General features: G+C 63.8%; 19 protein-coding genes and 1 pseudogene. 15 read left to right on the top strand and 5 right to left on the bottom strand.

Going from position 1 to position 21,126, the window contains the following annotated elements; translation table 11 throughout:
* Window positions 1–56: 56 nt before the first annotated feature.
* From AC1DSZ_RS00900 to AC1DSZ_RS00890, 3 genes are all read left to right on the top strand, one after another.
* Window positions 57–1,145 (top strand): HNH endonuclease, encoded by a 1,089-nt coding sequence (locus AC1DSZ_RS00900; protein ID WP_476836524.1) that lies wholly within the window; start codon window positions 57–59, stop codon window positions 1,143–1,145.
* A gap of 472 nt (window positions 1,146–1,617) precedes the next feature.
* A complete protein-coding gene (locus AC1DSZ_RS00895; RefSeq protein ID WP_476836523.1) occupies window positions 1,618–2,331 on the top strand; it encodes a hypothetical protein in 714 nt (237 codons plus the stop codon).
* Window positions 2,332–2,560: 229 nt separating this feature from the next.
* Window positions 2,561–3,277, top strand: coding sequence for a hypothetical protein (locus AC1DSZ_RS00890; RefSeq protein WP_476836522.1), 717 nt, complete (start codon window positions 2,561–2,563; stop codon window positions 3,275–3,277).
* Between the two features lie 64 nt (window positions 3,278–3,341).
* Here the strand turns inward: AC1DSZ_RS00890 and AC1DSZ_RS00885 are convergent, their stop codons facing one another.
* The 3 genes from AC1DSZ_RS00885 to AC1DSZ_RS00875 all read right to left on the bottom strand — a co-directional run bounded on the left by AC1DSZ_RS00885 (window position 3,342) and on the right by AC1DSZ_RS00875 (window position 7,377).
* Complete coding sequence (locus AC1DSZ_RS00885) at window positions 3,342–5,375, bottom strand: hypothetical protein (protein ID WP_476836521.1); 2,034 nt, start codon at window positions 5,373–5,375, stop codon at window positions 3,342–3,344.
* A gap of 149 nt (window positions 5,376–5,524) precedes the next feature.
* On the bottom strand, window positions 5,525–6,211 hold the full coding sequence (locus AC1DSZ_RS00880; RefSeq protein WP_476836520.1) for a hypothetical protein: 687 nt from the start codon (window positions 6,209–6,211) through the stop codon (window positions 5,525–5,527).
* Between the two features lie 467 nt (window positions 6,212–6,678).
* Entirely contained in the window at window positions 6,679–7,377 is a 699-nt protein-coding gene (locus AC1DSZ_RS00875; RefSeq protein WP_476836519.1) for a recombinase family protein, read from the bottom strand.
* A 132-nt stretch (window positions 7,378–7,509) separates the two neighbouring features.
* Here AC1DSZ_RS00875 and AC1DSZ_RS00870 point away from each other — a divergent pair, with 132 nt between their 5' ends.
* From AC1DSZ_RS00870 to AC1DSZ_RS00860, 3 genes are all read left to right on the top strand, one after another.
* A complete protein-coding gene (locus AC1DSZ_RS00870; RefSeq protein ID WP_476836518.1) occupies window positions 7,510–8,232 on the top strand; it encodes a uracil-DNA glycosylase family protein in 723 nt (240 codons plus the stop codon).
* A gap of 247 nt (window positions 8,233–8,479) precedes the next feature.
* Window positions 8,480–8,782 carry a hypothetical protein gene (locus tag AC1DSZ_RS00865; RefSeq protein WP_476836517.1) on the top strand — a complete coding sequence of 101 codons (303 nt, stop codon included), beginning with the start codon at window positions 8,480–8,482 and terminating at the stop codon, window positions 8,780–8,782.
* A 280-nt stretch (window positions 8,783–9,062) separates the two neighbouring features.
* Window positions 9,063–9,554 (top strand): hypothetical protein, encoded by a 492-nt coding sequence (locus AC1DSZ_RS00860; protein ID WP_476836516.1) that lies wholly within the window; start codon window positions 9,063–9,065, stop codon window positions 9,552–9,554.
* Here the strand turns inward: AC1DSZ_RS00860 and AC1DSZ_RS00855 are convergent.
* Complete coding sequence (locus tag AC1DSZ_RS00855; RefSeq protein ID WP_476836515.1) at window positions 9,551–10,816, bottom strand: site-specific integrase; 1,266 nt, start codon at window positions 10,814–10,816, stop codon at window positions 9,551–9,553. The two genes, AC1DSZ_RS00860 and AC1DSZ_RS00855, sit on opposite strands and share 4 nt — an antisense overlap.
* Before the next feature lie 525 nt (window positions 10,817–11,341).
* On the opposite strand from AC1DSZ_RS00855, the gene AC1DSZ_RS00850 reads away from it, so the two are divergent.
* Both AC1DSZ_RS00850 and AC1DSZ_RS00845 read left to right on the top strand, forming a co-directional pair.
* Window positions 11,342–11,608 carry a metal-sensing transcriptional repressor gene (locus AC1DSZ_RS00850; protein WP_476836514.1) on the top strand — a complete coding sequence of 89 codons (267 nt, stop codon included), beginning with the start codon at window positions 11,342–11,344 and terminating at the stop codon, window positions 11,606–11,608.
* Window positions 11,609–11,618: 10 nt separating this feature from the next.
* The gene (locus tag AC1DSZ_RS00845) at window positions 11,619–12,980 is read left to right on the top strand and encodes a cation diffusion facilitator family transporter (RefSeq protein WP_476836513.1); all 1,362 of its coding nucleotides are present in this window, start codon (window positions 11,619–11,621) and stop codon (window positions 12,978–12,980) included.
* A 196-nt stretch (window positions 12,981–13,176) separates the two neighbouring features.
* On the opposite strand, the pseudogene AC1DSZ_RS00840 reads toward AC1DSZ_RS00845, so the two are convergent.
* Window positions 13,177–13,506, bottom strand: a pseudogene (locus AC1DSZ_RS00840) (heavy metal translocating P-type ATPase); the annotation flags it as partial.
* A gap of 157 nt (window positions 13,507–13,663) precedes the next feature.
* Between AC1DSZ_RS00840 and AC1DSZ_RS00835 the strand changes: the two are divergent.
* The 7 genes from AC1DSZ_RS00835 (at window position 13,664) to AC1DSZ_RS00805 (ending at window position 21,114) form a co-directional block, all read left to right on the top strand.
* Window positions 13,664–15,418: an alkaline phosphatase gene (locus AC1DSZ_RS00835; RefSeq protein ID WP_476836512.1), complete on the top strand. Its 1,755-nt coding sequence runs from the start codon at window positions 13,664–13,666 to the stop codon at window positions 15,416–15,418.
* A gap of 55 nt (window positions 15,419–15,473) precedes the next feature.
* Window positions 15,474–15,878: a hypothetical protein gene (locus AC1DSZ_RS00830; protein ID WP_476836511.1), complete on the top strand. Its 405-nt coding sequence runs from the start codon at window positions 15,474–15,476 to the stop codon at window positions 15,876–15,878.
* Window positions 15,856–16,560 (top strand): ABC transporter ATP-binding protein, encoded by a 705-nt coding sequence (locus AC1DSZ_RS00825; protein ID WP_476836510.1) that lies wholly within the window; start codon window positions 15,856–15,858, stop codon window positions 16,558–16,560. The genes AC1DSZ_RS00830 and AC1DSZ_RS00825 overlap by 23 nt, the downstream gene beginning before the upstream one ends.
* The gene (locus tag AC1DSZ_RS00820) at window positions 16,557–17,777 is read left to right on the top strand and encodes an FtsX-like permease family protein (protein WP_476836509.1); all 1,221 of its coding nucleotides are present in this window, start codon (window positions 16,557–16,559) and stop codon (window positions 17,775–17,777) included. Before AC1DSZ_RS00825 ends, AC1DSZ_RS00820 begins: the two co-directional genes overlap by 4 nt.
* Window positions 17,778–17,871: 94 nt before the next feature.
* Window positions 17,872–19,221 (top strand): esterase-like activity of phytase family protein, encoded by a 1,350-nt coding sequence (locus AC1DSZ_RS00815; protein ID WP_476836508.1) that lies wholly within the window; start codon window positions 17,872–17,874, stop codon window positions 19,219–19,221.
* A 160-nt stretch (window positions 19,222–19,381) separates the two neighbouring features.
* On the top strand, window positions 19,382–20,338 hold the full coding sequence (gene bla, locus AC1DSZ_RS00810) for a class A beta-lactamase (RefSeq protein WP_476836507.1): 957 nt from the start codon (window positions 19,382–19,384) through the stop codon (window positions 20,336–20,338).
* A gap of 326 nt (window positions 20,339–20,664) precedes the next feature.
* Complete coding sequence (locus AC1DSZ_RS00805; protein ID WP_476836506.1) at window positions 20,665–21,114, top strand: hypothetical protein; 450 nt, start codon at window positions 20,665–20,667, stop codon at window positions 21,112–21,114.
* Window positions 21,115–21,126: the final 12 nt, after the last annotated feature.

The following is a 21,126-nucleotide window of genomic DNA, read 5'->3' as shown; positions in this document are numbered from 1 at the left end:
TGAGAGGGACCGCCCTACACTGCCTCGGCCAGAAAGATTGATGGAGATTGGTCTTCATGCATTGCGTGGTTGACGAAGCCGGATCGCGGCTGGACGCCCATGCTGACCTTGATGAGCGCGGCGTCACCTTCATGAGCCGAGGGCCAGCTCGGAACACTCAGTATGGCCCTGCACTTCGGCTCCTGCTGCGTCGGATTGCGCAATTCCAGATCCCGCTGGAAGGCGTATGGGTGGATAGCGCCAAGGTTCAAGCCTTGCCCCTCGCTGAACGCATGATCCTGACCGCAGGGGAGTTGGATCAGTCAGGGGAAACGGCGTTCAGCCTGATGTCCAGGCGAATGGCTGGTGTAGCGAGTGAGCGGAAGAAGGGTGGAGGGAACCCGACGAAGCAGGTGCGTATCCAGTTCGCTCGCACCTTGCCACTTCCAGACTTGCAGCGGCTACTGGGCCTCAGCCCCGAGGCAGCAACCTCTACTCGTCCTCAGCGGATCCCATTCGATGTCCTGCGCGATGCAGCTACGCCGCAGCATCTTTTCAATGCTATCGGGAAGCTGCTCGATCCCGGCTTCATCAATCCTTTCGGACCTTCAACAGACTACGACCTGATCACGGAAACCGGCGAACGATTGCCACCGAAAGCAGTCTTCGGGATTGCAGCAAGTGAGGGTCTGGGACGTGAGGTTTTGCCGGGCAACTTCTCGTCCGGTGCTGCGACCTTTCAGGTCCTGAAAAACGCGGGATACTCGGTCGTACCAAAGGGGGAGGAACTTGGGTCTGCAGCCATTCCCACATCGAACGAGGACCGGGAATGGACCGAAGGGAAACCGAAGCTCGTGGCCCACCTTGCACGCGAACGAGGGCATGGCCTCGCACCGGCCAAGAAGGATCAGTTCATGAGCCAGCACGGTCGGCTGTTCTGTGAGCGTTGCAAGATTGACCCCGTTGAAACCTACGGGCCCGATGTCGGGACGGCTTGCATCGAGGTTCACCATGCCGCTGTTCACGTCAGTGACATGGGCCAGGGTCACCGCACGAAGTTGGAAGACCTTCAATGCCTCTGCGCGAACTGCCACCGGGTCGTTCACCGGGAAATAAAGAAACGACTGAGTTCCGGTAATGGACAATTGAGCGGCATCGTGATGTGACCCCCGGCATCCTATGAGGGACGCCAAGGGCTTCAAGGAAGATGACGGTGGTGATGGTCAGATCAGCCCACGCTCGACCGACTCGCGGACGGTGAAGGGCTCCGGTCGGAGGTCAGGGAGGATGACCCCGGTGACCTCATCTCCGGTGCGGAGGCTCGTGCCTCCACGGCGACGCGAGCTGACCCAGTCGGCCACTGTCAGGCGGGCGTACTCGATCTGAGCTTCAAGCCATCCACTCTCTGGAGGCGTGGATCGTGGAGGAGGACCAATCGCCTCCTCCCGTGCCCTGTGGACCAACTCATTGCGGAGCCGGGGTTGGTTCACCGCGAGCCCACCGAGATCAGGCCGCTCTTCACGGCAGCACTCCAGCCCACCTGGCCCCTTCCGGGGATGTTCAGGACGATGGCTCCGTCCACCTTCTGGGCGGTGATGCCAGAGTGCCGAAGTCAGCCGGCAGGATCGCGTCGGGGGAGTGACGATCCATGGCTTCGACGTAGCGGCGGGCGAGGTCACCATAGGCAGCCGTCGAACGCTCCGTGACGTGGTGCATGATGGCTCGCGAGAGATCCTCACCGAAGCCTTCGGAGGACAGCCAGTCACCGAAGTGGCCAAGATCGTCCACACCGAGCTTGCCGAGGGCCTTGGCAGCCTGACCCCCGAACTCGGCTCGGATGCCGTCGATGGCGCGGGCAGCCTCATGTGGCTCGATGCCAGCCTGAGAGGCGAAGCGACCAATCGTGCCCTCGTTCACGTCCCCGGTGGAGGCGATCTGATGGGCAATGACGATCTGGGTGGAGGCGTCCGTGACGGCCACGAGGGATGCGATACCGGCCTCAGTGGCGGGCGAGAAGCCTTCCACCGCAGGGGCAGTAGCGGCGTCCTCAGTATCCCGCGCAATGACGAGGGCCTCACCACACGCAAGCAAGACATGACTGAAACGACCAACGACAACAGAAACATCCCCGGTGGATACAAGGAGTGGCCCCGCCTCGTGCCGGGCGTCTCTACCGACTGCCGAGGCAATGTCCTCGAAGTGGTGGACCACCGTCCCCTCTTTGTCCCCAAGGAGGGACGCCCTGAGGGGGCAAAACCCGGCTGGCTTTTCCGAAAGGACGTGAAAGCTATGCGGGAGATCCTCGCGGGTGTCCTCGACAGAGGTGACGTGAAGTTTCCTTGGCTTAATTGACGCTCACCGCGTCCAGCGCCTTGGCGACAGTCGCGAGACCACCTCCGTCCTCCTCTCCGTCTCGGAGGTTCGACTTGATGGGACCGGGAACTGAGGGTCACCGAACGATTGTTCGGGTGTGGCTGGAGACGGACTGGCTCGCCGTTCCGCGAAGGAGAGAGAATCGGGCGTGAGGGACAATTGACTATCACTCAATCTACCTCCACTATCTTTGCATGGAGGTAGATTGATGAAGCAGATCACAGTGTCAGTCGACGTGTTCGCCCGCATCTGGGCACTGCATCAGAACGGAGAGGCGTCGGAGAACGACATCCTCATGCGATTGCTTGGGCTTTCGCCTATGGCCGCCTCACCCGACCTGGAGAGCGGCTATGTGGATCCCCGCCACAAGGTCGCGTTTCCTTCCGGGTTCAGGATCTTTCGGATCTACCTTGGCGCTCACTGGGAAGCGCAAGCAGAAAGGGGCGTCTGGCGACTACTGCAAGATGGCCGTGACTACCCTAGCCTCAATGCCCTCAGCCGAGGGGTCGGAGCTAAGACGGAGAACGCATGGGTGAACTGGTTCTTCACCGACGACGGCGGCAAGAAACGTCCCGTCTCCGTTCTCAGGGACCGACAAACCATAGCCGTCCGCAAGGTCGAGACACAGCCGGTCGCTGTACCCGATCTCGCCTCAACTCGCGATGAAGGTGATGAGATGACGTGGCGAGACGATGTTAGGTCGGCGCTGGAAAGGCTCGGAGGGAAAGCCACCCTTCATGCCATCTACGCCCAAGTTCGGGCGCTTCGTAACAGTGCAGGTCGCTCCGTTCCTATGTCATTGGAAGCAGTGATCCGCCGCACCCTTGAGGATCACTCTAGCAGTTCGATGAACTACCGAGGCGGCCTTGACCTCTTCCAGATGCCCGAAGGCAAAGGCGCGGGGGTATGGGCGCTCAGGCAGTAGCGAGGTGACGCGGGGATGAGGGCTGATGCTCTTCCCCCGCGCTGATTGCTTGAAACGTTGATGCTCAGTGCTTGACGAGGTAGCTGCGGGAGCCCTTCCCGTATCCTGTCTGAACGTAGGCCACGCCAAGGTCAGCGAGCGCCTTCGTCAGTGGATGTTCAGGATTGCGGAACGCCTTGCGGAGGTCTTTCATTGCCTCATGGCCGAGGCAGAACTCCCGCTGGACTGCCTCCATCGAGACCTCCCCCGGTCCACGGTTCTCCACGAGCCGAACGATGCCTTCGTGAGATGACCCACGGCGGATCTCGACCCGAGAGCCCTCGAAAGTGAACGACCACGAGGGATCGACCACGATCTCAGGCATCTCCTGAGTGATACCGTCGAGGATGGCTCGACCACGTTCACCGCCAGGAAGAACGATGAAGGCTTCGGTGGGAGGGCAGTTCCCTTCCGTGTCCACCACCTTGCGGCAACGGACCCGGTTGAGTGCCTGGACGACGGAGACGATGACCTCCTTGGTCTCCATCTGCTGGGCGAGTTGATTGCCCTTGTGGAGACACTCGGCTCCCTTCGGTCCTCTGACGCTCATGTAGAGGTTTGAGGCCCATACGGAGCCCTTGAACTGGAGCCCCGCGATCACGACCGTGTCGCAGTCCTGCCAGTCGTTCTTCCCGTCGATCCGTCCCCAATGGGCCACCTTGAGCTCTCCGAAGGTGACCTCATGGTCTATCGCGAGATGCTCGACGGCCTTGTTGGTGACGAGCAAGACGTTCCGGGTCTGACCGCCGAACCTTTCGTTCAGATCGGCAATCAGTCGGGCCATCCGCTTCTTCCCGTGCTTGACCATCGCGGTCTTGCCGGTCCCCGCTGACGACCAAGCGACATGCAGAATCACGTTGTGGTACGAGCGGACATAAGGAGGGACGACCGGCCGAACCACCTTGTCCCCCAACAGATCCCAGAGGACTTGTGTGGAGGCGGTGGCATCGAGGACGACCGGGGCTGGGAAGGTGTCAGGTAGGAGCAACCGGGACGAGTTGAGGGTGTCGTAGTCCCCTCGCTTCGCGTACCAGGCCCACCGGGAGTAGATCGCTTCCACATCCCGCAGAGCCCGGTCCACACGCTCCGCGATGGCCATGCCGACAACCTGGTCCTCGACCCCGGTCACCGCAGTGTCCCAGCAATACCCGGCGAGGCGGGCACGGAGGAGCCGCATGTCATACCCTGTGGCGTTCCTTCGAGCGTAGCTTGAGACCTCCTTCGCCTCGCTATCCCACACAATCCGGCTGAGGTTGTCGTCCTCATCCACCAGATCCCGCCGCCCGCTGACGGTTTCCCGCAGCTTCCGAAGTACCGCGACCATCTCGTTCAGGTACTTCATTTGCATAGGGAACTCGCTCTGGATGTCGTCAGGGATGTGGGCAATGGTCCTCTTGAGGTTCTCTACGTCGATCCCGTACATCTCGACGATGTTGGAGATAGTCTCGTCCACTATGGTCAGACGGCGGGTGCCGCCAGCCCATTGGATGAACGACGACCAACGTTCGTCATCATTGTGCTTGAGGTTGTCGAGCGCCTTCACGTAGGCGGCATGGGTGATGATCAGGACATCCGCTGTGGCCATTACATCTCCGGTCACCCCCTTGGGGGACTGAGAATGTTTTGCGAGTGAAACACCGGGAGAAGTACACCCCTGAACCTCTATGGCGGGAGAAGTAGCTCGGGGGGCGTCTTTCGCGGGCGACAGGAACCACCCGACACTCTCGTTAATCTCCGTGGCCAGCTTCTCAGCCTCGATGATCTCTCGGGTGACGATCAGGATCCCGATCCTGTCCTCCGGGGGCACGACCATGTTGTTGAGGATGGTCAGCGCCGAGTAGATGCGAGCGCCTTGGGTCTTTCCGGTCCCCGTGGAGGGCTGGAGGACACGCCAGAGGTTGGCCTCCTGGGTGCCGTGGCTCTCGATAGCTTGGTTGAACGTCTTTGCCATCGCCGACCAGAGATCGAGGAAGGCAGGAGATGCGATGTTATTGCAGTTCGTGGTCCAGTGGTCCCGCATGGCGCAAGCGAAGACCTCAGGGTTCACCGTGGTGACCATGCTGTGTATTCCTGTGATGTTGAGAGTTGGGTGACGTCGTTGGCTGACGGCGGCTGATGCTGGATTGAGACTGACGGATTTATCGGGGGTCGAACCTCTAAAGCGGATGATGAGGTCTCACCCCCCGATAACCGGGTGACTACCGGGGATCAGAGTAGCTCCGTGCCTTCAAGGATGGGCTCACGGAAAGCAGCAACCTTCCGTTGACGTTCTTCTTCGTCTCGCTCCTCAGCCTTCACGAAGTACAGAGCGAGTGATCCGAGGACCTGAGAGATCCACTGACCCATGATTGCCACGGACTTAGGAGGTAGGGTCTTGTAGGCCCGCTTCACTTTACCGTCGCTGGGATTGTAGTAGGTACCAACGCTGATGTCGGTCAGCTTCCTCACGTTTCTGACCAACTGGAACTGGAACGCCCGGTCATCACGGAAGACCCGAGGGTCGAACCGCTGGAGGAGATAAAGGGCCACCACGATCCTTACGATCTCCTTGTAGTCCACGTTGTCGCTGACCTTAATGATGGTCTGAGCAGCCCGTCGCTCCCATCCGAACCCAGCACCCGTCCTCGCGACGATCTCCCGAGCGTGGCTGACGATGATCTTCCAGCGGTCCTCAATGACATCCCAGCGGACGGTGTTCTCGTTCTTCCTCAAGCGGTCATCGACCATCTTGAGGTAGGGCTTGAGCTGGGTCGGGCCGATGGCGGTTTGGAGTTCATGACCGTGTCGGCGTTGGTTCAGTTCGTGGCGGTTGCAGTAGACAGAATAGAAGCCCTTGCTGTGGGCTTGGCATCCTTCGGCCCGGCAGAGGCGCGGGCCATCCTTGGACTTGCGCATCGCTGCACCTCCTTCCTTGGGTGTGTGAGCGCCGTGTGAGCGCGGATGATGGTGATGAGTGTGAGAGAGCGCCGATGGGGCGCTGCCGGGTTCTGTTGGCGACGTAAGCGGGCATGATGGGTCGTGAACGCCGCGTGAGGTGGGTAGGACGGTACCCCCACCCACACAGACAGCCGAAGTCGACGCGGGTTCTCCGTTAGGTGTCCCCCGATCGACGCGGGGTTCTCCAATAGGAGGGGGTAATCGACGGGAAACCCCACAAAACGCCTCATGGCGGTGCGGTTCTCCGTAAGTGTGGGGTAATCGACCGGGCCGCCACCGCCGACCTGACGATGTGGCGCGGGTATTCCTAGGGTGGGCGGAAATCGACGGGGCGCACCCTCACGGCTCGCAAGGTGGCGAGCGTGTATTCCTAGGGTGAGGGGAAATGGACGGGGTTCCCCGATAGGTTGGGGTAATCAGCCGCCCTATGGGGCGCTCAACCGCTCCAGCACGTTGATCACCGACCTCGCTGTCCACCTCCCACCCCGTGCCGTGGCGATGTGCCGAGCGTTCAGTTCCCGGGCGATGGCGTTGGCCGAGGTTCGCCCCGTGGCCTTGATGGCCTCGATGGTCTCACGAATGGCCTGTGCGCGGGTCTGAGCGTCCTCCACAACGGCCTCCGTCGCCTTCCGGTGGTGCCCAGCGTCCTTGATGGCCCTCGCACCCTGCGGGTTGCCCAGCTTGACGCCCCGAGCCTTTGCAGCGGCCAGCGCCGCCTTCGTCCGAGCCGAGATCATCCGCGCCTCTTCTTCGGCCACCATCGCCATGATGCCCACCGTGAGCCGGTTGGCCGATGGCATATCAGCCGCCACGAACTCTACCCCCGACTTCGAAAGCCCGAGGAGGAAGTGAGCATCACGCGAGAGCCGGTCCAGCTTGGCAATCAGCAGCACTGAACCGGTTAGCTTCGCGTGGGCAATCGCCTTGCACAGTTTCGGGCGATCCGCCCGCTTGCCGCTTTCGACCTCCACGAACGATGCCACCAGTGTCCCGCCTGTGGCCGCGAGGTGCGCCTTGATGGCAGCCTCCTGTGCCTCCAGGCCGAGCCCAGAACGGCCCTGCTTGTCGGTGCTGACGCGGGCATAGGATACGAGGCGGGTGGAGGAAGCGGTCGTGCTGGTCATCGTCTCGGTCCTCAACGGCAGTATGTGCATAACCATCTAACGGACGTTTGGTGGTTATACAATACGCAGCCGGGACTGGACTGTGCGTAGGTCTAAGTACAAGCTTCTGCATCAGCGATAGGGAACTTGGGAATGAGCAGCCGCGACCAACTCGCCTCTCTTTGGCGCAAAGTGGCAAGATCTCAGGTGCCCGCCGCGCTTGCCCATTCCGGGTCACTACTCCAACGTGGCGCGAGTTTCGACCTCCTGCCCCAGCCAGGATACGTTGGGAAAGGCTATCGCGATGGCTGCCCACTTGTGCTTGCGTTAAACCCCGCAAAGGGCGGGGACGGGATAAGCGCCGATGATTTAACACAATACAAATTGATAAGAGCTTTGAAGAACGCTTCAGGACCAACTGTTGTAATTGGTTTTGAAGCACTGATGGCTCACTTGGCTATCTTCATGCCTCGATGGAAGGTGATAGAGAACAACGGGATCAACGAAATTCTACGTGCCCAAAAAGCTGATTTCGAAGAGATCGCCTACTTAAACGTGTGTAAGTGGAGGACCGATGCCAAACACCCGCCCAACAGGACGACCCTCGATGATGCGTGGAGACTGACCAGCGAACAGAGGAGGATGCTTAATCCGGGCCGCACGATAGTTCTCGGAAAAACGCTCTGGGATTGGTACCTGAGCCGAGGCCTCGCGAGTCCAGGTGACGTCTGCATTCAACGTACCATTGGTGACGGGCGGATGGCGGACGAGGCCAAGCCAGTAGTTCGCAAGCTCAAGCGCCAGAAACTGTTCCCGCGCTATCTGCATGAAGCCCAGCCGATTTTGGATGCTCTTGTCAGCGAGGGTCCACATTGACAGCCCCAAGAGGGGCTGCCGTCGCGGTGGTTCGGGCGAGGGCCACGGGGGGATTGGCGCGCGCCCCGCCCATCGATGGTCTTTCGCAGTTTCGAGACAAAACAAACGGCCTCTTCCTTACGCTTCTTCGATGTGCACCTGTCCTGCGATGTCGGTTGTCGGCCCAGGGATGGCGTCCGATTTACCATCACTGATGGGAAACGGTGGAGAGCCAAGCCGTTGCCATGTTGGCCGCCCGAGAGCTACCTTGCTGGAACAACGAGCGGCGATGGAGATGGGTGTGGGGAGGCGCAAAAGCTACGGGCAGGGAGATAGAGGCTTAGCTAATCGCGCAGCACTTGGCCAAGGTTTGGCCAAGCTGGTCGCGTTCGTTTGTTTACCGTTCATCGTTCTCTATCAAATGATCTCAGCCAACGCCGAAGCCTTTTGGCGGCTCGCGTTGATCATTGCAGGATTTGTTGCGGTTGGCGTGGCTTCGAAGTACGTCCTGAACCGAATTGGTTATCTCGAGACCAAAAAGGTAGCCTCTGCATCCCACCCACGCAAGTAATCCACCCTCGTAACTAAGGCGTGCCCTGTAATCGTCCCTCGGTGAGCGCGAGCTACGCCTTGGTCGTGGAGCTATTCCACATTGGGGCAACGAACAGACTATGTAGATCGGTAGTGGACGCTGCTTCGTTTATACTCGATGGGCTGGGGCTGCATGTGAGGTTTGGGAGGAGGCTGGAATTTGCCTGGACCAGAGGCATTGGTTTAGTGAATGGCTGAAATTCGAGCCGCTGGTGGGCATCCCGTTCGCCACCGGCGTCGAGGATGGCGGAAGGTGACATTTGGACGTCGTCGAAAGCGTCAAAACGCTCGGATCCGTTGCCGGGCTAATCACATTCCTCTTCACTGTATGGGATCGTATTCTTGCCTCTCGACCGATCGTCCACTTCGACTTCGCTGTTACATCCGGTCACTTTGTTAAGCAGATCTGCTTGCGCATCGAAAACTGCTCGGCCGACGAGATAATCATCGAAGACATCGTTTTTGACCGGCCGGGCATCCTCTACTTCGTTGGAGACGATGTTGAAGAGGTCGTCCGCATCTTCACCGACCGCCCTCGGCCCGCATTCATCCAACAGCGGGAGACCCGCCTCGTCAGCCTGGGCCTCAACGACTTCCTCGATGACGAAGCGGACCTGTCGCTCGTTGCTCGCGTGATCTGGCGGAAGAGAGGCAGTCACTTTCTGCGAGGCATTCCGGTCCGCGTGAGTACCACGAGCGGCGAACTTAAGGAGCTTATGCGAGATCGAGGTGGCTATGGCGTCGAGAGTTAGGGCAGCTTCACGGCTTCCACGCACGCTTTCCTCTGCTGGAAGCTGGGACCACCCGAGTACCTCCCGGCAGACATGCCCTCACGCTTGTGACCAACTACGAACTCGATGATGGGGATGGGCTGCCCTGCCCTCTCTGCTTCGGTTACGAAGAACCGCCTCAGGCTGTGAAAGGTCACCCGAGACTGGCGTGAGCCCTCCACCATGTCTTCGATGCCCAACGCGCGGCGATAGGTCACGAACGCTTTCACGATCTTCTGGGACCGCTCCATGACGCTATCCTCGGCCACCTCAGGCAGCTCGGGGAAGAGCCAGCCGTTCACTGCGCCCTTCACCCGCGTCTCGATCAGGGACGCCAGTGCGCTGTGGATGGGGACTGTTCGCTCACCAGCCTTCGTCTTCGCCTTCACGATCTCCATCCCGTCGGGGCCGATGTTCTCAACCCGAAGCTGAGCAATCTCCTCGACGCGCATACCTGACAGGGCAGCGATCCTTATCGCATCCTTCAGGAAGTCCTTTGCCTTTCCTTCGAGGAGCTTCCCCACCTCGTCAGGCGTGAACGGACGCGGCTCCTCCTTCTTGGAGGTCTGCTGTTTGGCAAGCGACTGACCCATCCACACGTCCAGCTCGGCGTGGCCCTTCTTGAGCAGCCACTTCCAGTAGGAGCGGAGCGCAGAAACGTCCTTGTTGATGGTCTTCCAATGGCCACCCTGGGCAACCCGAGCTGAGACGTATGAGCCCGCCTCTTTCCTCGTGACGGCCTCAAGGGTCTTCTTGGTCAGCCAGCCCTTAAGGGTAGTCACGGCCCTGCGGTAGTCGGTTTTCTGGCGGGGCTTCATGGGCGTCTCAGCGAGCCACGCATCCACATAGGCCGTTACGGGCGTCTCCTGGCCCGTGGCGATGGCGTAGAACGTGGAAGCCTTCCCCTCGCCTAACTTGGCCTCGATCTCCTTGGCCCGCTGTTCGGCAACCTCGATAACGACCGCCTCATCAACCCCGTGCTGGCCTTCGCTGGCCCGGATCGCCAGAGCCTCTTCCACCAGCGGGTCTGGACCCTTCGCAGCGCCGCTCTCCGCTGCCTTGATCGCCTTCCGAAAGCGAGTGACGTGATCCCAGCGGAGGTCGTTTGCGGTGGCCAAGGAAGGGGTGTGGAGCGGGGCCTTGAAATGGGCCTTCCCAATGGTCGCACGGACCTTCTCGGGGACCTTCATCACCACGATCCACTGATTGCCGTGCCACTTCAGGTACCGCTTGTCGAGCGCCATGGGATTCTCGCTGAGGGCGTCTGGTAGCCCACGGAGTAGCCCAGCTTGGTAGCCCACGCAACCGGAAAATGTGAACAATCATAGAGGTTCAAGCACTTACGTCTGGAAAAATGAGGGTCCAGGTCCCCCAGCCAAACTCAGGCGCAGCTCCAGACGAGCCCTCGGATTTTCCGTCTGGGAATCCGCTCCCCTTATTGCCACATGGATGGGGCGCAGGGGTGGGACACTCGCCATATCCCGAACGCCACGGCTGCGGCTGGCGGTTCAGGGTTCGCTATCCGGCCGGGCTTGCGGCTGACTTTGGAGAGCTTGAAAGAATTGCGTAGCTGTGTGCTCCAGCTATCTCGCAATGACACCAAGCATCCAGTCCAACAGCCGAAGGCCGTGAAGCCACCGTCCGACCCTATGAAAAGCTTCGCCAGGATTCCCTAGCGACGGCGCCGACGGCCATTTCCGCCAAAACATGGAACCAGCATTGCTCGCGGCTGATTGCCGGATCCTATCCAGGGGGATAGGACATGGTCCATGATCCATGCCAGCCACCCCGACGTGATCGCCCGTCTCAAGCGGGCCAACGGCCACCTCGCCTCCGTGATCGACATGGTCGAAAGTGGGCGCAGCTGCGTGGAGCTTGCCCAGCAGCTTCACGCCGTCGAAACGGCGATCGCCAACGCCAAGAAACTGCTGATCCACGACCACATCGAGCATTGCCTCGGCCACGAGCTCGATGCCGACAAGGCCGCGCCAACCAAAGTCCTGGCCGAGTTCAAGCAGCTCGCGAAATACCTATGAGGATGTGCACGTGAGCAAGCTGCTCGACTGGTTCGGCTTTGGACATGGGGGCTACAGTAACGTGACCTCCCGCTCTCACGGCGCCCATGGCGGGCACGGCAGCCATGGGTCCCACGGGAGCCACGGAGGGCACGGCCATAGCCACGGGGTTATGGATCCCACCATCGCGACGACTTCGCAGGGCATCTGGGCCATCAAGTGGTCCTTCGTGATCCTGGCCATCACCGCCTTTTTCCAGATCCTGGTGGTCATCGCGTCGGGATCCGTGGCGCTGCTCGCTGATACGATCCACAACGTGGCCGATGCGACCACGGCCATCCCGCTCTGGGTGGCCTTCCGCCTGGTGCGCCGGCAGCCCACGGCCACGTTCAACTTCGGCTACGGCAAGGTGGAGGACCTCGCCGGCATCGCGATCGTGCTGATCATCTTCGCCAGCGCCCTCGTGGCGGGTTATGAAGCCCTCGATAAGCTGATCCATCCCCAACCGATCAGCCTCCTTGGCTGGGTCGCGGCGGCCGGCCTGGTCGGCTTCATCGGAAACGAGGCCGTCGCCGTCTTCCGGATCCGCGTGGGCCGCCGCATCAACAGTGCGGCCCTCATCGCCGACGGCTATCACGCCAGAGTGGACGGCCTGACGAGCCTCGCCGTCGTGCTCGGCGCCTTCGGCGTGTGGCTGGGCTTTCCGCTGGCCGACCCCATCGTGGGCCTGCTGATCACGCTCGCGATCTTCGGCATCGTCTGGCAATCCTCGGTGTCCGTCGTCCGCCGCATGATCGACGGAGTCGAACCCGGCATCACGGCCGAGGCGCGCCACGCCGCGGAGCACGTTCCGGGGATCGTCGGCGCCCCGGAGGTCAAGCTCCGCTGGCTGGGGCACAAGCTCCACGTCGAGGCCACGGCGGCGGTAGACCCCGCTCTGACGATCGCGGACGCCGAACGGGTGCGCGGCGAGCTGATCGCGGCTTTCGAGGGACATCTGCCCAGCTTCGCCTCGGCGCACGTGGCCTTGCGCCCTGCCGGAGGACATCTAGCGCCCACTCTCCACGGAAATCATCACGCGCCTGACCCGTTCGTCTTCGTCGGCCGGCTGGCGAGCGGCCGGCTCGAGATCGTCGATACCTCGTCCGGTGAGCGGATGCGGCTGACACTCGACGAACCCGTGTTCCCGCTCGAGGCGAACGTCGAAATCCTTCGCGACGGCGGGCGGATTGAATCCTTGGCGCTCCTCGCCGGCGGCGCCGCCGGCGTTCTCGTCAGCGAGGTCGCGCCCGCGGAGCCTCATGAGTTCGAGGCGCGCCTGGTCCTGTCGCGACGAGGCCAGCAGGAGACCCTGCCGTTTCGGATGACCGAACCGGAGGATCATCCACACTAGATGCCAGGTCATGGCCCGGCGAAGCCATCGCGGTTTCCGCCATCGGATAGCGGATAGCGGACAGCGGACACGAAGCTATGCCGGACGGTAACTCGGCGAATAAGCGATCGGTCTTGGATCCGCTGACCCTTGGGTGACGACGGAGTTCGGCATCGGCCGCCGCCGCTCTGATCGTCAAGAGCTTGGCCGCGGATCGTCAGCCTCGCGCCCGCAGCATGTGCATGGCGTTGGCGGTCACCAGCACCGTCGCGCCCGTGTCGGCCAGGATCGCCGGCCAGAGCCCCGTGACGCCAGCGATCGTGGTCACGAGGAACACTGCCTTGAGCCCAAGCGCGATGGTGATGTTCTGGCGGATGTTCGCCATTGTCCGCTTCGACAGCGCGATCATATCAGCGATGTCCATGACTCGGCCGTGGAGCACCGCCGCATTGGCCGTTTCCAAGGCGACGTCGGTTCCTCCCCCCATGGCGATGCCGACGCTGGCGGCGGCGAGCGCGGGAGCATCGTTGATGCCGTCTCCCACCTCCTTTGCTGGGCTCTCATAATGCTGTGGCAGGAGTGGAATGCAGGTCGAAGGCGGCGAATATTTGCCGTGTTTGCTCCGTTCGGGCACCTGTCATGGGGGCGTCACGCGGCGTCTCTAGGCGATGTTGGCGTTCTTCGTCTCCCTTCAGGATCATGCCATGCGCCAGACGTTCGCCGCAGCCTTGCTGCTCTCCACTGTTTCGGCCCCGGCGCTGAGCCAGACCATATACCCGATCGACCGGGCGCAGATTTTGGTCGGGGCGAAGTTTGACCTCAAGGTCGAGTTCCCCGGGCTGGTCGAGGCCGGCAAGATCGCCGTGACGGTGAACGGCCAAGACCACGCCCAGGCGTTTGGCCGCGCCGCGGCCTACGTCGCCCGTGAGGACGACAAGGACCAGTCGGCCGTGACGCTGCGTGACATTGTGATCGACAAGCCGGGCCGCTATGTCGTTAAGGCGACAGACGGCGTCAACACCCGCGAGGTCGCGTGGGAGGTCTACGAAACGGCTCAGCCGCGCAAGGCCAGGAACGTCATCCTGTTCATCGGCGACGGCATGTCGAACGCCCACCGGGTGGCGGCGCGCATCCTCGCCAGAGGGATCCAGGAGGGCAAGTACAAGGGCAAGCTCACCCTCGATGACATGCCCGCCATGGCGCTGGTGTCGACCTCCGGCGTCGACAGCGTGATCACCGACTCGGCCAATTCGGCGAGCGCTTACACGACCGGGCACAAGTCCTCCACCAACGCGCTCGGCGTCTATGCGGACCGCACCAAGAGCACGACGGACGACCCCAAGGTCGAGACCATCACGTCGCTGGCGCAGCGCCGGCTGAACATGGCGGCCGGCGTCGTCACCAACACCGAGATCGAGGACGCCACCCCGGCCTCCATGGTGGCCCACACCCGCCGGCGCGCCGAGTACGACGTCATCGTCCAGCAGTTCCTGGACCAGAAGCCAGACGTGATCATGGGCGGCGGCGCGGCGAACTTCATTCCCAAGAGCATGGCCGGCTCCAAGCGCGGCGACGACCAGGACTACGTCGCGAAATTCAGGGACGCCGGCTATGCGGTCGCCACCACGGCGGGCGAGATGAAGGCGGCTTCGGCAGCCGGCGCCGAGAAGCTGCTCGGCCTGTTCAACCTCGGCAACATGGACGGCGTGCTCGATCGCAAGTTCCTGAAGGTCGGCAGCGTCAAGCGCTACCCCGAGCAGCCCGACCTCACCGAGCAGGTGAAGTCCGCCATCGAGGTGCTGTCCAAGAACGAAAACGGCTTCGTGCTGATGGTCGAGTCCGGCCTGATCGACAAGTACACGCACGCCCTCGACATGGAGCGGGCGATCTACGACACGATCATGCTCGACAACGCCGTGAAGGTCGCCAAGGACTTCGCCGACCAGAAGAACGACACGCTGATCCTGGTGCTGGCCGACCATACCCACCCGGTCGGCATCGTCGGCGTCATGCATGACGACATGGACGGCCCTGCCCCCAACGTCGAGTTGCGGGACCGGCTCGGCATCTATGCGGACGCAGGCTATCCGAGCTACCCGGCCCCGGACGCCGAGGGCTATCCCAACAAGGTCGACGTCAAGGACCGCCTCGCGCTGTTCTCGGCCAGCTTCCCGGATTACTACGAGACCTACCGGCCCAAGATGGACGGCCCCAACAATCCCACCGTCGCCGGCAAGGAAAAGGGTACCTACGCGGCGAACGAGATCTACGCCAAGTCGCCGGGCGCGCAACTGCGGGCCGGAAACCTGCCCAAGGACGGCAACTCCGACGTCCACAGCGCCGAGGACTCGCTGCTGAACGCCTATGGCCCCGGCTCCGAGATGGTGAAGGGCTTGATGGACAACACCGACGTGTTCAAGGTGATGGCGCATGCGCTCGCACTCGGATCATCGAAGTAACGCTGCAACTCCACGGCTCAGCCGTCGCCGTGCCCTCCTGGCGATGGCGGCCGGCTTGGCTGCCGGAGGCGTGCGCCCGTCCTGGGCCGCGCCGGCGGCGCTCGACTTCGCCGACCTCTACGAAGCGTCCGGCGTGCTGGGGTTGCGGTTCTCCCCCAGGCTCTTGTCGCTCAAGGGTGCGGCCGTGGGGATGCAGGGCTACATGGCTCCTCCGCTCAAGGCGGAGAGCGACTTCTTCGTGCTGACTCGCGAGCCCGTGTCGCTCTGTCCCTTCTGCTCGTCGGACGCGGATTGGCCGACCGACATCGTCGTGGTTCATCTGCGAAACGCCGCCCAGCCCACCCGCTACTCCGACCCGATCGCCGTGACGGGCGTTCTGGAGGTTGGCTCGGCGACCGATCCGACCACGGGATTCGTGTCCCAGATCCGGATCATGAATGCCGATTTCCGCATCGTCTGAGGCTCCGGCGCTCACGGTCGAAGGCCTGCGATTGACCTATGGGCGCGGCGACGACGCCACGACCATTCTCGACATCCCGACGTTGCGCATCGCGGCGGGCGACCAGCTGGGCGTCAGCGGACCCTCGGGCTCTGGCAAGACCTCCCTTCTCCATGTGCTGACCGGCATCGAACGCCCGACGGCCGGACGCATCCACTGGGGCGGCGTCGACCTGGCGAAACTCGGCGAAGGAGCGCGCGACGCGTGGCGACGCCGTAACGTGGGGCTCGTGTTCCAGGACTTTCACCTCGCGCCCGAGCTCACCGCGCTGGAGAACGTGCTGCTGCCGTTCCGCTTCGACCATTGGCGTCTGAGCGGCTCCCAGCGTGAGCGCGCGCTCGAACTGCTCGACTCGGTGGGCCTCACGGAGCCGGCACGGCGCGCCGGGGTGCTGTCGCGCGGCGAGCAGCAGCGCGTGGCCATCGCGCGGGCGCTGGTGCGCGAGCCGCGCATCCTGGCCGCCGACGAACCCACCGCGAGCCTGGACGCGAACAATGGCGCGCGGGTCGCGGATCTGCTGCTGGCGGCCGAGCGCCGGAGCGGCGCGACCCTGCTGGTCGTTACGCACGACGCCGCGCTGCTGGGGCGGCTCGGGTCCACGATCCGGATCGCCGGCGGCGCTCTGGTCGGGGCGGCGGCATGAACCCGTGGCCGCTCATCGGCGCCGAGCTGCGGCGCTCCTGGCTCGGCGCGCTGGCGCTGTTCGCCGTGATGGCTTTCGCGATCGCGATCGGCGTGACCGTCACCGCTCAGGAGCGCGCGCTGCGCCAGGGCAGCGCCCGCGCGGCGGACGACTTCGACCTCCTGGTCGGCGCGCCCGGCAGCGAGACGCAGCTCGTGCTGACCGGCGTCTACCTCCAGGAAAGCGCCCTGCCGCTGATGCCGGATGCGGTCTGGTCCGAACTCGCCCGCCGCAACGGCGTCGCCTGGGCGGCGCCGCTGGCGTTCGGCGACACCTGGCGCGGGCGCCCGGTGGTGGGGACCATTGCCGATTTCGTCACCCGGGGCGGCAAGCGGCAGCTGCAGCTCGGCCGGGTGTTCGCGGCGGAAAACGAGGCCGTCGTGGGGTGGGACGTTCCGCTCGCGCTGGGAACCACCATCGTCACGTCGCATGGCCACTCCCGCGAGGATGGGCGCGCCCTCCCCGGCGAAGCGCGCCACGATGGGCATGACCTGACCGTGGTCGGACGCATGCCGCCCACGGGCACGCCCTACGACCGTGCGATCCTGGTTCCAATCGAATCCGTTTGGGAAACGCATGGGCTCGCGCGGGGGCGGCCGGAAGGCGACGCGCGGATCGGGTCGCCTTGGCCGGACGCGACCGGCGACGCGCCCGTGATCGTCGTCAAGGCCGCCAGCGTGGCGGACGCCTACCGGCTGCGCGCTGCGTTTCGGGGCGGACGCACGATGGCGGTGTTCCCGGCCGAGGTGCTGGTGCAGCTCTATGGCGCTCTGGCCGACGTCAAGGCCGTGATGGCGGCCATGGCGCTGGCCACGCAGGCGCTCGTGTTCGTCTCGGTGCTGGTCTGCGTCTTCGCGCTCGCGGCCGCCCGCCGGCGCGACATCGCGGTTTTGCGCGCCATCGGCGCGCCGCGGGGGTACGTGTTCGCGGTGGTGTGGCTCGGCGTGTCGTTGCTGGTCTGCGCCGCCGCTCTGGCCGGAATGGCGCTGGGCTTCGGCGCCACCGCGGGCACCTCCGCGCTGCTCTCGGAGCGCTTCGGCTTCGTGCTGAACGCGCGCCTTGGCCCCAACGAGTGGGCGATGACAGGGCTGGCTGCAGCTTTTGGCGTCCTGCTGGCCATGGTTCCGGCTTTCGCCGCCTACCGGCAAAGCGTCGTGTCCGGGCTCCGCGGACGCTAGACCCGCGACTGTCGTTAAAATGACAGCCGGACGTCATCGCACCGTCGCGCCGCCCTCGCAGAAGAAGCCGTCCAATTCACTCATGGGGGTCAGTATGCAACGCGCCATTCTTCTGGTGAGCCTCGGGCTCGCGATCTCCGCGACGGCGGCGTCAGCGCAGCAGGAATTTCCGGCCAGGCTCGCCGGCCACGCCGTGCTGGCGGCCGAGACGTTCATCCCGTCCCCGTCCGACGCTCCGCTGGATCTGCAAACGTCCGGCAAGTACACCACCGGCAAGCGCGTGGACGCGCAAGGCTCCGTGATGGGCATGTCGTTCGAGCGCGCCACAGGCGTGAAGCTGCCGTTCAAGGGCCAGCCCATCCAGGGCCACTCCGGCGTCAAGGTGATGTCGGACGGCTCGTTCTGGATCATCACCGACAACGGCATGGGCTCGAAGGCCAATTCGCTTGACTCGATGCTCTACCTCAACAACTGGACGATCGAATGGAAGTCCGGCGCCTGGCGGCACAACAAGACGGTCTTCCTGCATGATCCGGACAAGAAGGTCCCCTTCCGCATCGTGCACGAGGGAACCGAGAAGCGCTACCTGACCGGCTCGGATTTCGACACCGAAGGCTTCCAGATCATCGGCGAGACGTTGTGGATCGGCGACGAGTTCGGGCCCTACCTGATCAAGGCCGACATAAGCGGCAAGGTTCTCGGCGTGTTCGAGACCGTGGCGGACGGCAAGCCCGTTCGCTCCCCCGACCATTACGCGGCGGCGTCGCCGGGCGCGCCAGGCGCCACCTACACCAACGTCAACCTGCGCCGCTCGAAGGGCTTCGAAGGCTTTGCGTCCAGCAAGGACGGAAAGTTCATCTACGGCTTGCTGGAAGGCCCGCTGTGGGACGCCGACAAGAAGGAATGGGAAAAGGTCGATGGGACCGAAACGTCGCGGATCCTTGAATTCGATGTCGCGGCCGAGAAGTTCACCGGTCGTTACTGGCACTATCGCTTCGAGGCCAATGGCAACGCCATCGGCGACTTCAACATGATCGACGGCACGACCGGTTTGGTGATCGAACGCGACAACGGCGAAGGCACGGCCGACAAGGCGTGCGCGGCGGGCGTGCGCGGCGCGGCCTGCTTCCCGGACGTCGCCAAGTTCAAGCGCGTCTACAAGATCGAGCTCAGCGACGCCAATGTCGGCAAGCCGGTGCGCAAGATCGGCTACATCGACCTCATGAAGATCCAGGACCCGGACAAGCTGGCCCGCAAGCCGCTCACCGCCGGCGTTCTCACCTTCCCGTTCTTCACCATCGAGAATGTGGACGTGGTCGACGCCAGCCACATCGTGGTCGGCAACGACAACAACCTGCCGTTCTCGTCCAGCCGCGAACCCAACAAGGCCGACGACAACGAGCTCGTGCTGTTGCAGGTGGAAGAGCTGCTGGCCGCCAAGTAAAGCAGCGAACAGTCGGCGACCGCGGCGGAGGTTTAGCCGCGACCGCCTTTCCCAAGGGCGCCCTTGCGAAGTCCACCGTCCGTTCATAAGCAAGGCAACTCCGTCGCTTCGCGCGTCGCATGCGGCCGTGCGGACAGGCCGGAAGCTTGGGCGCCGATCCATGGTCGCGCCCAACATCCGCCGCCATCGCGATGAACTTCCCGCGGCACCCCCGGATCTCCAGGAGCGTACCGTGATTCCATTGATTTCCCGCCGGACCCTCATCGCCGGCGCCGCCGCCTCCGTAGCTTCGGCGCACTCGTCCTGGCTGGCGGCCGCACCGGTCGATTCCTTTGTCGACAGCGTGCGCGGCGTCGAGGCGCGATTGAAGGCGCGGATCGGCGTAGTGGCCGCGGAGGTGGGAACGGACCGTCGCTGGCTTTACCGGCAGGACGAGCGTTTCCCGATGGCCAGCACCTTCAAGGCGTTTGCGTGCGCCGCACTGCTGGCCCGGGTCGACGCCGGCGAGAGGCGGCTCGACGATCGGGTTGCTGTCACAAGCAGCGATCTCGTGCCCTACGCCCCCGTCACGGAGAAGCATGTCGGCGGTTCGATGAGCCTCGCGGAGATCTGCGCCGCCGCCACGGCGGTGAGCGATAACGCCGCGGCCAACCTCATCCTCGACGCGATCGGCGGTCCAGGCGGCATGACGGCGTTCATGCGCAGAATCGGCGATACGGAGACGCGACTGGACCGCCGCGAAACCGAACTGAACGAGGGCGTCCCGGGCGATCTTCGCGACACGACCACCCCGGCCGCAGCCGCCGAGAGCTTTCGAAAGCTGGTGCTGGGCGACGTTCTCTCGGCTGAAAGCCGCGGGCAGCTTCAGGCATGGCTCATCGGAAACCAGGTCGCCGGGCCCTTGCTGCGGGCGAGCCTTCCGCAAGGCTGGCGGATCGCCGACCGGACCGGCGCCGGCGGTCACGGCACGCGCAGCGTCCTCGCGGTGCTCTGGCCCCCGCGCCGGCCGCCGATCGTGGCGGCGATCTACCTCACCGAAACCGGAGCGTCGATGGACGCCCGCAACGCCGCCATAGCCGAGATCGGCAGCGCTTTGGTCCGCGCCGTGGATCGCTGAGCCCGCCTTGGGCTTTGCGGGCCGGGGCGCCGTGGCGTGGGCGCACTCCCACTGCGTCGATGCGCTGGCTTGGTCGTACCCCGCTCGCCTGAATCGAGCAGAGCCCCGGACGCGCCGCGCGGCCGGGTCTCGCCGCCTCCGGGTCTTGCGAGCTGGGTGTTATCCCCCGAAACGGGTGAATACCACGGGGGCTCCCCCAATCGGCTTTTCGGCCTAACCTGCTGTAATGATTTACGTTTCGATCTTTTCTCCTTGATGGCACGGGCATTGCGCAGGGGTCGTCAGCGGAGCCGACACGGCCCGCCTTCGAGGAAACGGAGGTCACCATGACCAAGTTCACTACGGCCCTGCTGGGCGCTTCCGCCATCGCGCTTTTAGCCATGCCGGCCCCGATCCGGGCTGACCTCGCGTCGCTGCTCGTGTCGCCGGCTTTCGCCCGGGGCGGCGCCGACGACGGCGCGGGCCATAACGCCGGCGACGATCGCGGCGGCAATCGCGGCGGTCGCGGCGGAGCGGCGAAGGGCGGCCGTGCGGCGATCGACGGCGCCGCCACGGTCGCGCGCAACGGCGCCGACGACGGCGCAGGCCACAACGCCGGCGACGACCGCGGCGGCAATCGCGGCGGTCGCGGCGGCGGCGGCAAGGGCGGTCACGGCGCCGGGCACACGTCGATCGACGGCGGCGTCGTTGTCGCCAAAAACGGCGCCGACAACCGTGCGGGAGATCGTGGCGGCCGCGGAGGCGGCAAGGGCCGCGACGGCGCCGGGCACGGCTGACGCGGCGATTCT

It is taken from the genome of Alsobacter sp. P4_H11, from assembly GCF_056400925.1.
Note: the sequence above shows the minus strand (reverse complement) of the source record. Positions and strands in the feature narration are given on the sequence as shown.

Coding starts and splice junctions, on each gene's coding strand:
- AC1DSZ_RS00855 (WP_476836515.1), bottom strand. CDS start 10,816: ATGGCGCTCGACAAGCGGTACCTGAAGTGGCACGGCAATCAGTGGATC.
- AC1DSZ_RS00885 (WP_476836521.1), bottom strand. CDS start 5,375: ATGGTCACCACGGTGAACCCTGAGGTCTTCGCTTGCGCCATGCGGGAC.
- AC1DSZ_RS00820 (WP_476836509.1), top strand. CDS start 16,557: ATGAACCCGTGGCCGCTCATCGGCGCCGAGCTGCGGCGCTCCTGGCTC.
- bla (WP_476836507.1), top strand. CDS start 19,382: ATGGTCGCGCCCAACATCCGCCGCCATCGCGATGAACTTCCCGCGGCA.
- AC1DSZ_RS00900 (WP_476836524.1), top strand. CDS start 57: ATGCATTGCGTGGTTGACGAAGCCGGATCGCGGCTGGACGCCCATGCT.
- AC1DSZ_RS00890 (WP_476836522.1), top strand. CDS start 2,561: ATGAAGCAGATCACAGTGTCAGTCGACGTGTTCGCCCGCATCTGGGCA.
- AC1DSZ_RS00805 (WP_476836506.1), top strand. CDS start 20,665: ATGACCAAGTTCACTACGGCCCTGCTGGGCGCTTCCGCCATCGCGCTT.
- AC1DSZ_RS00870 (WP_476836518.1), top strand. CDS start 7,510: ATGAGCAGCCGCGACCAACTCGCCTCTCTTTGGCGCAAAGTGGCAAGA.
- AC1DSZ_RS00875 (WP_476836519.1), bottom strand. CDS start 7,377: ATGACCAGCACGACCGCTTCCTCCACCCGCCTCGTATCCTATGCCCGC.
- AC1DSZ_RS00825 (WP_476836510.1), top strand. CDS start 15,856: ATGCCGATTTCCGCATCGTCTGAGGCTCCGGCGCTCACGGTCGAAGGC.
- AC1DSZ_RS00850 (WP_476836514.1), top strand. CDS start 11,342: ATGATCCATGCCAGCCACCCCGACGTGATCGCCCGTCTCAAGCGGGCC.
- AC1DSZ_RS00835 (WP_476836512.1), top strand. CDS start 13,664: ATGCGCCAGACGTTCGCCGCAGCCTTGCTGCTCTCCACTGTTTCGGCC.
- AC1DSZ_RS00880 (WP_476836520.1), bottom strand. CDS start 6,211: ATGCGCAAGTCCAAGGATGGCCCGCGCCTCTGCCGGGCCGAAGGATGC.
- AC1DSZ_RS00815 (WP_476836508.1), top strand. CDS start 17,872: ATGCAACGCGCCATTCTTCTGGTGAGCCTCGGGCTCGCGATCTCCGCG.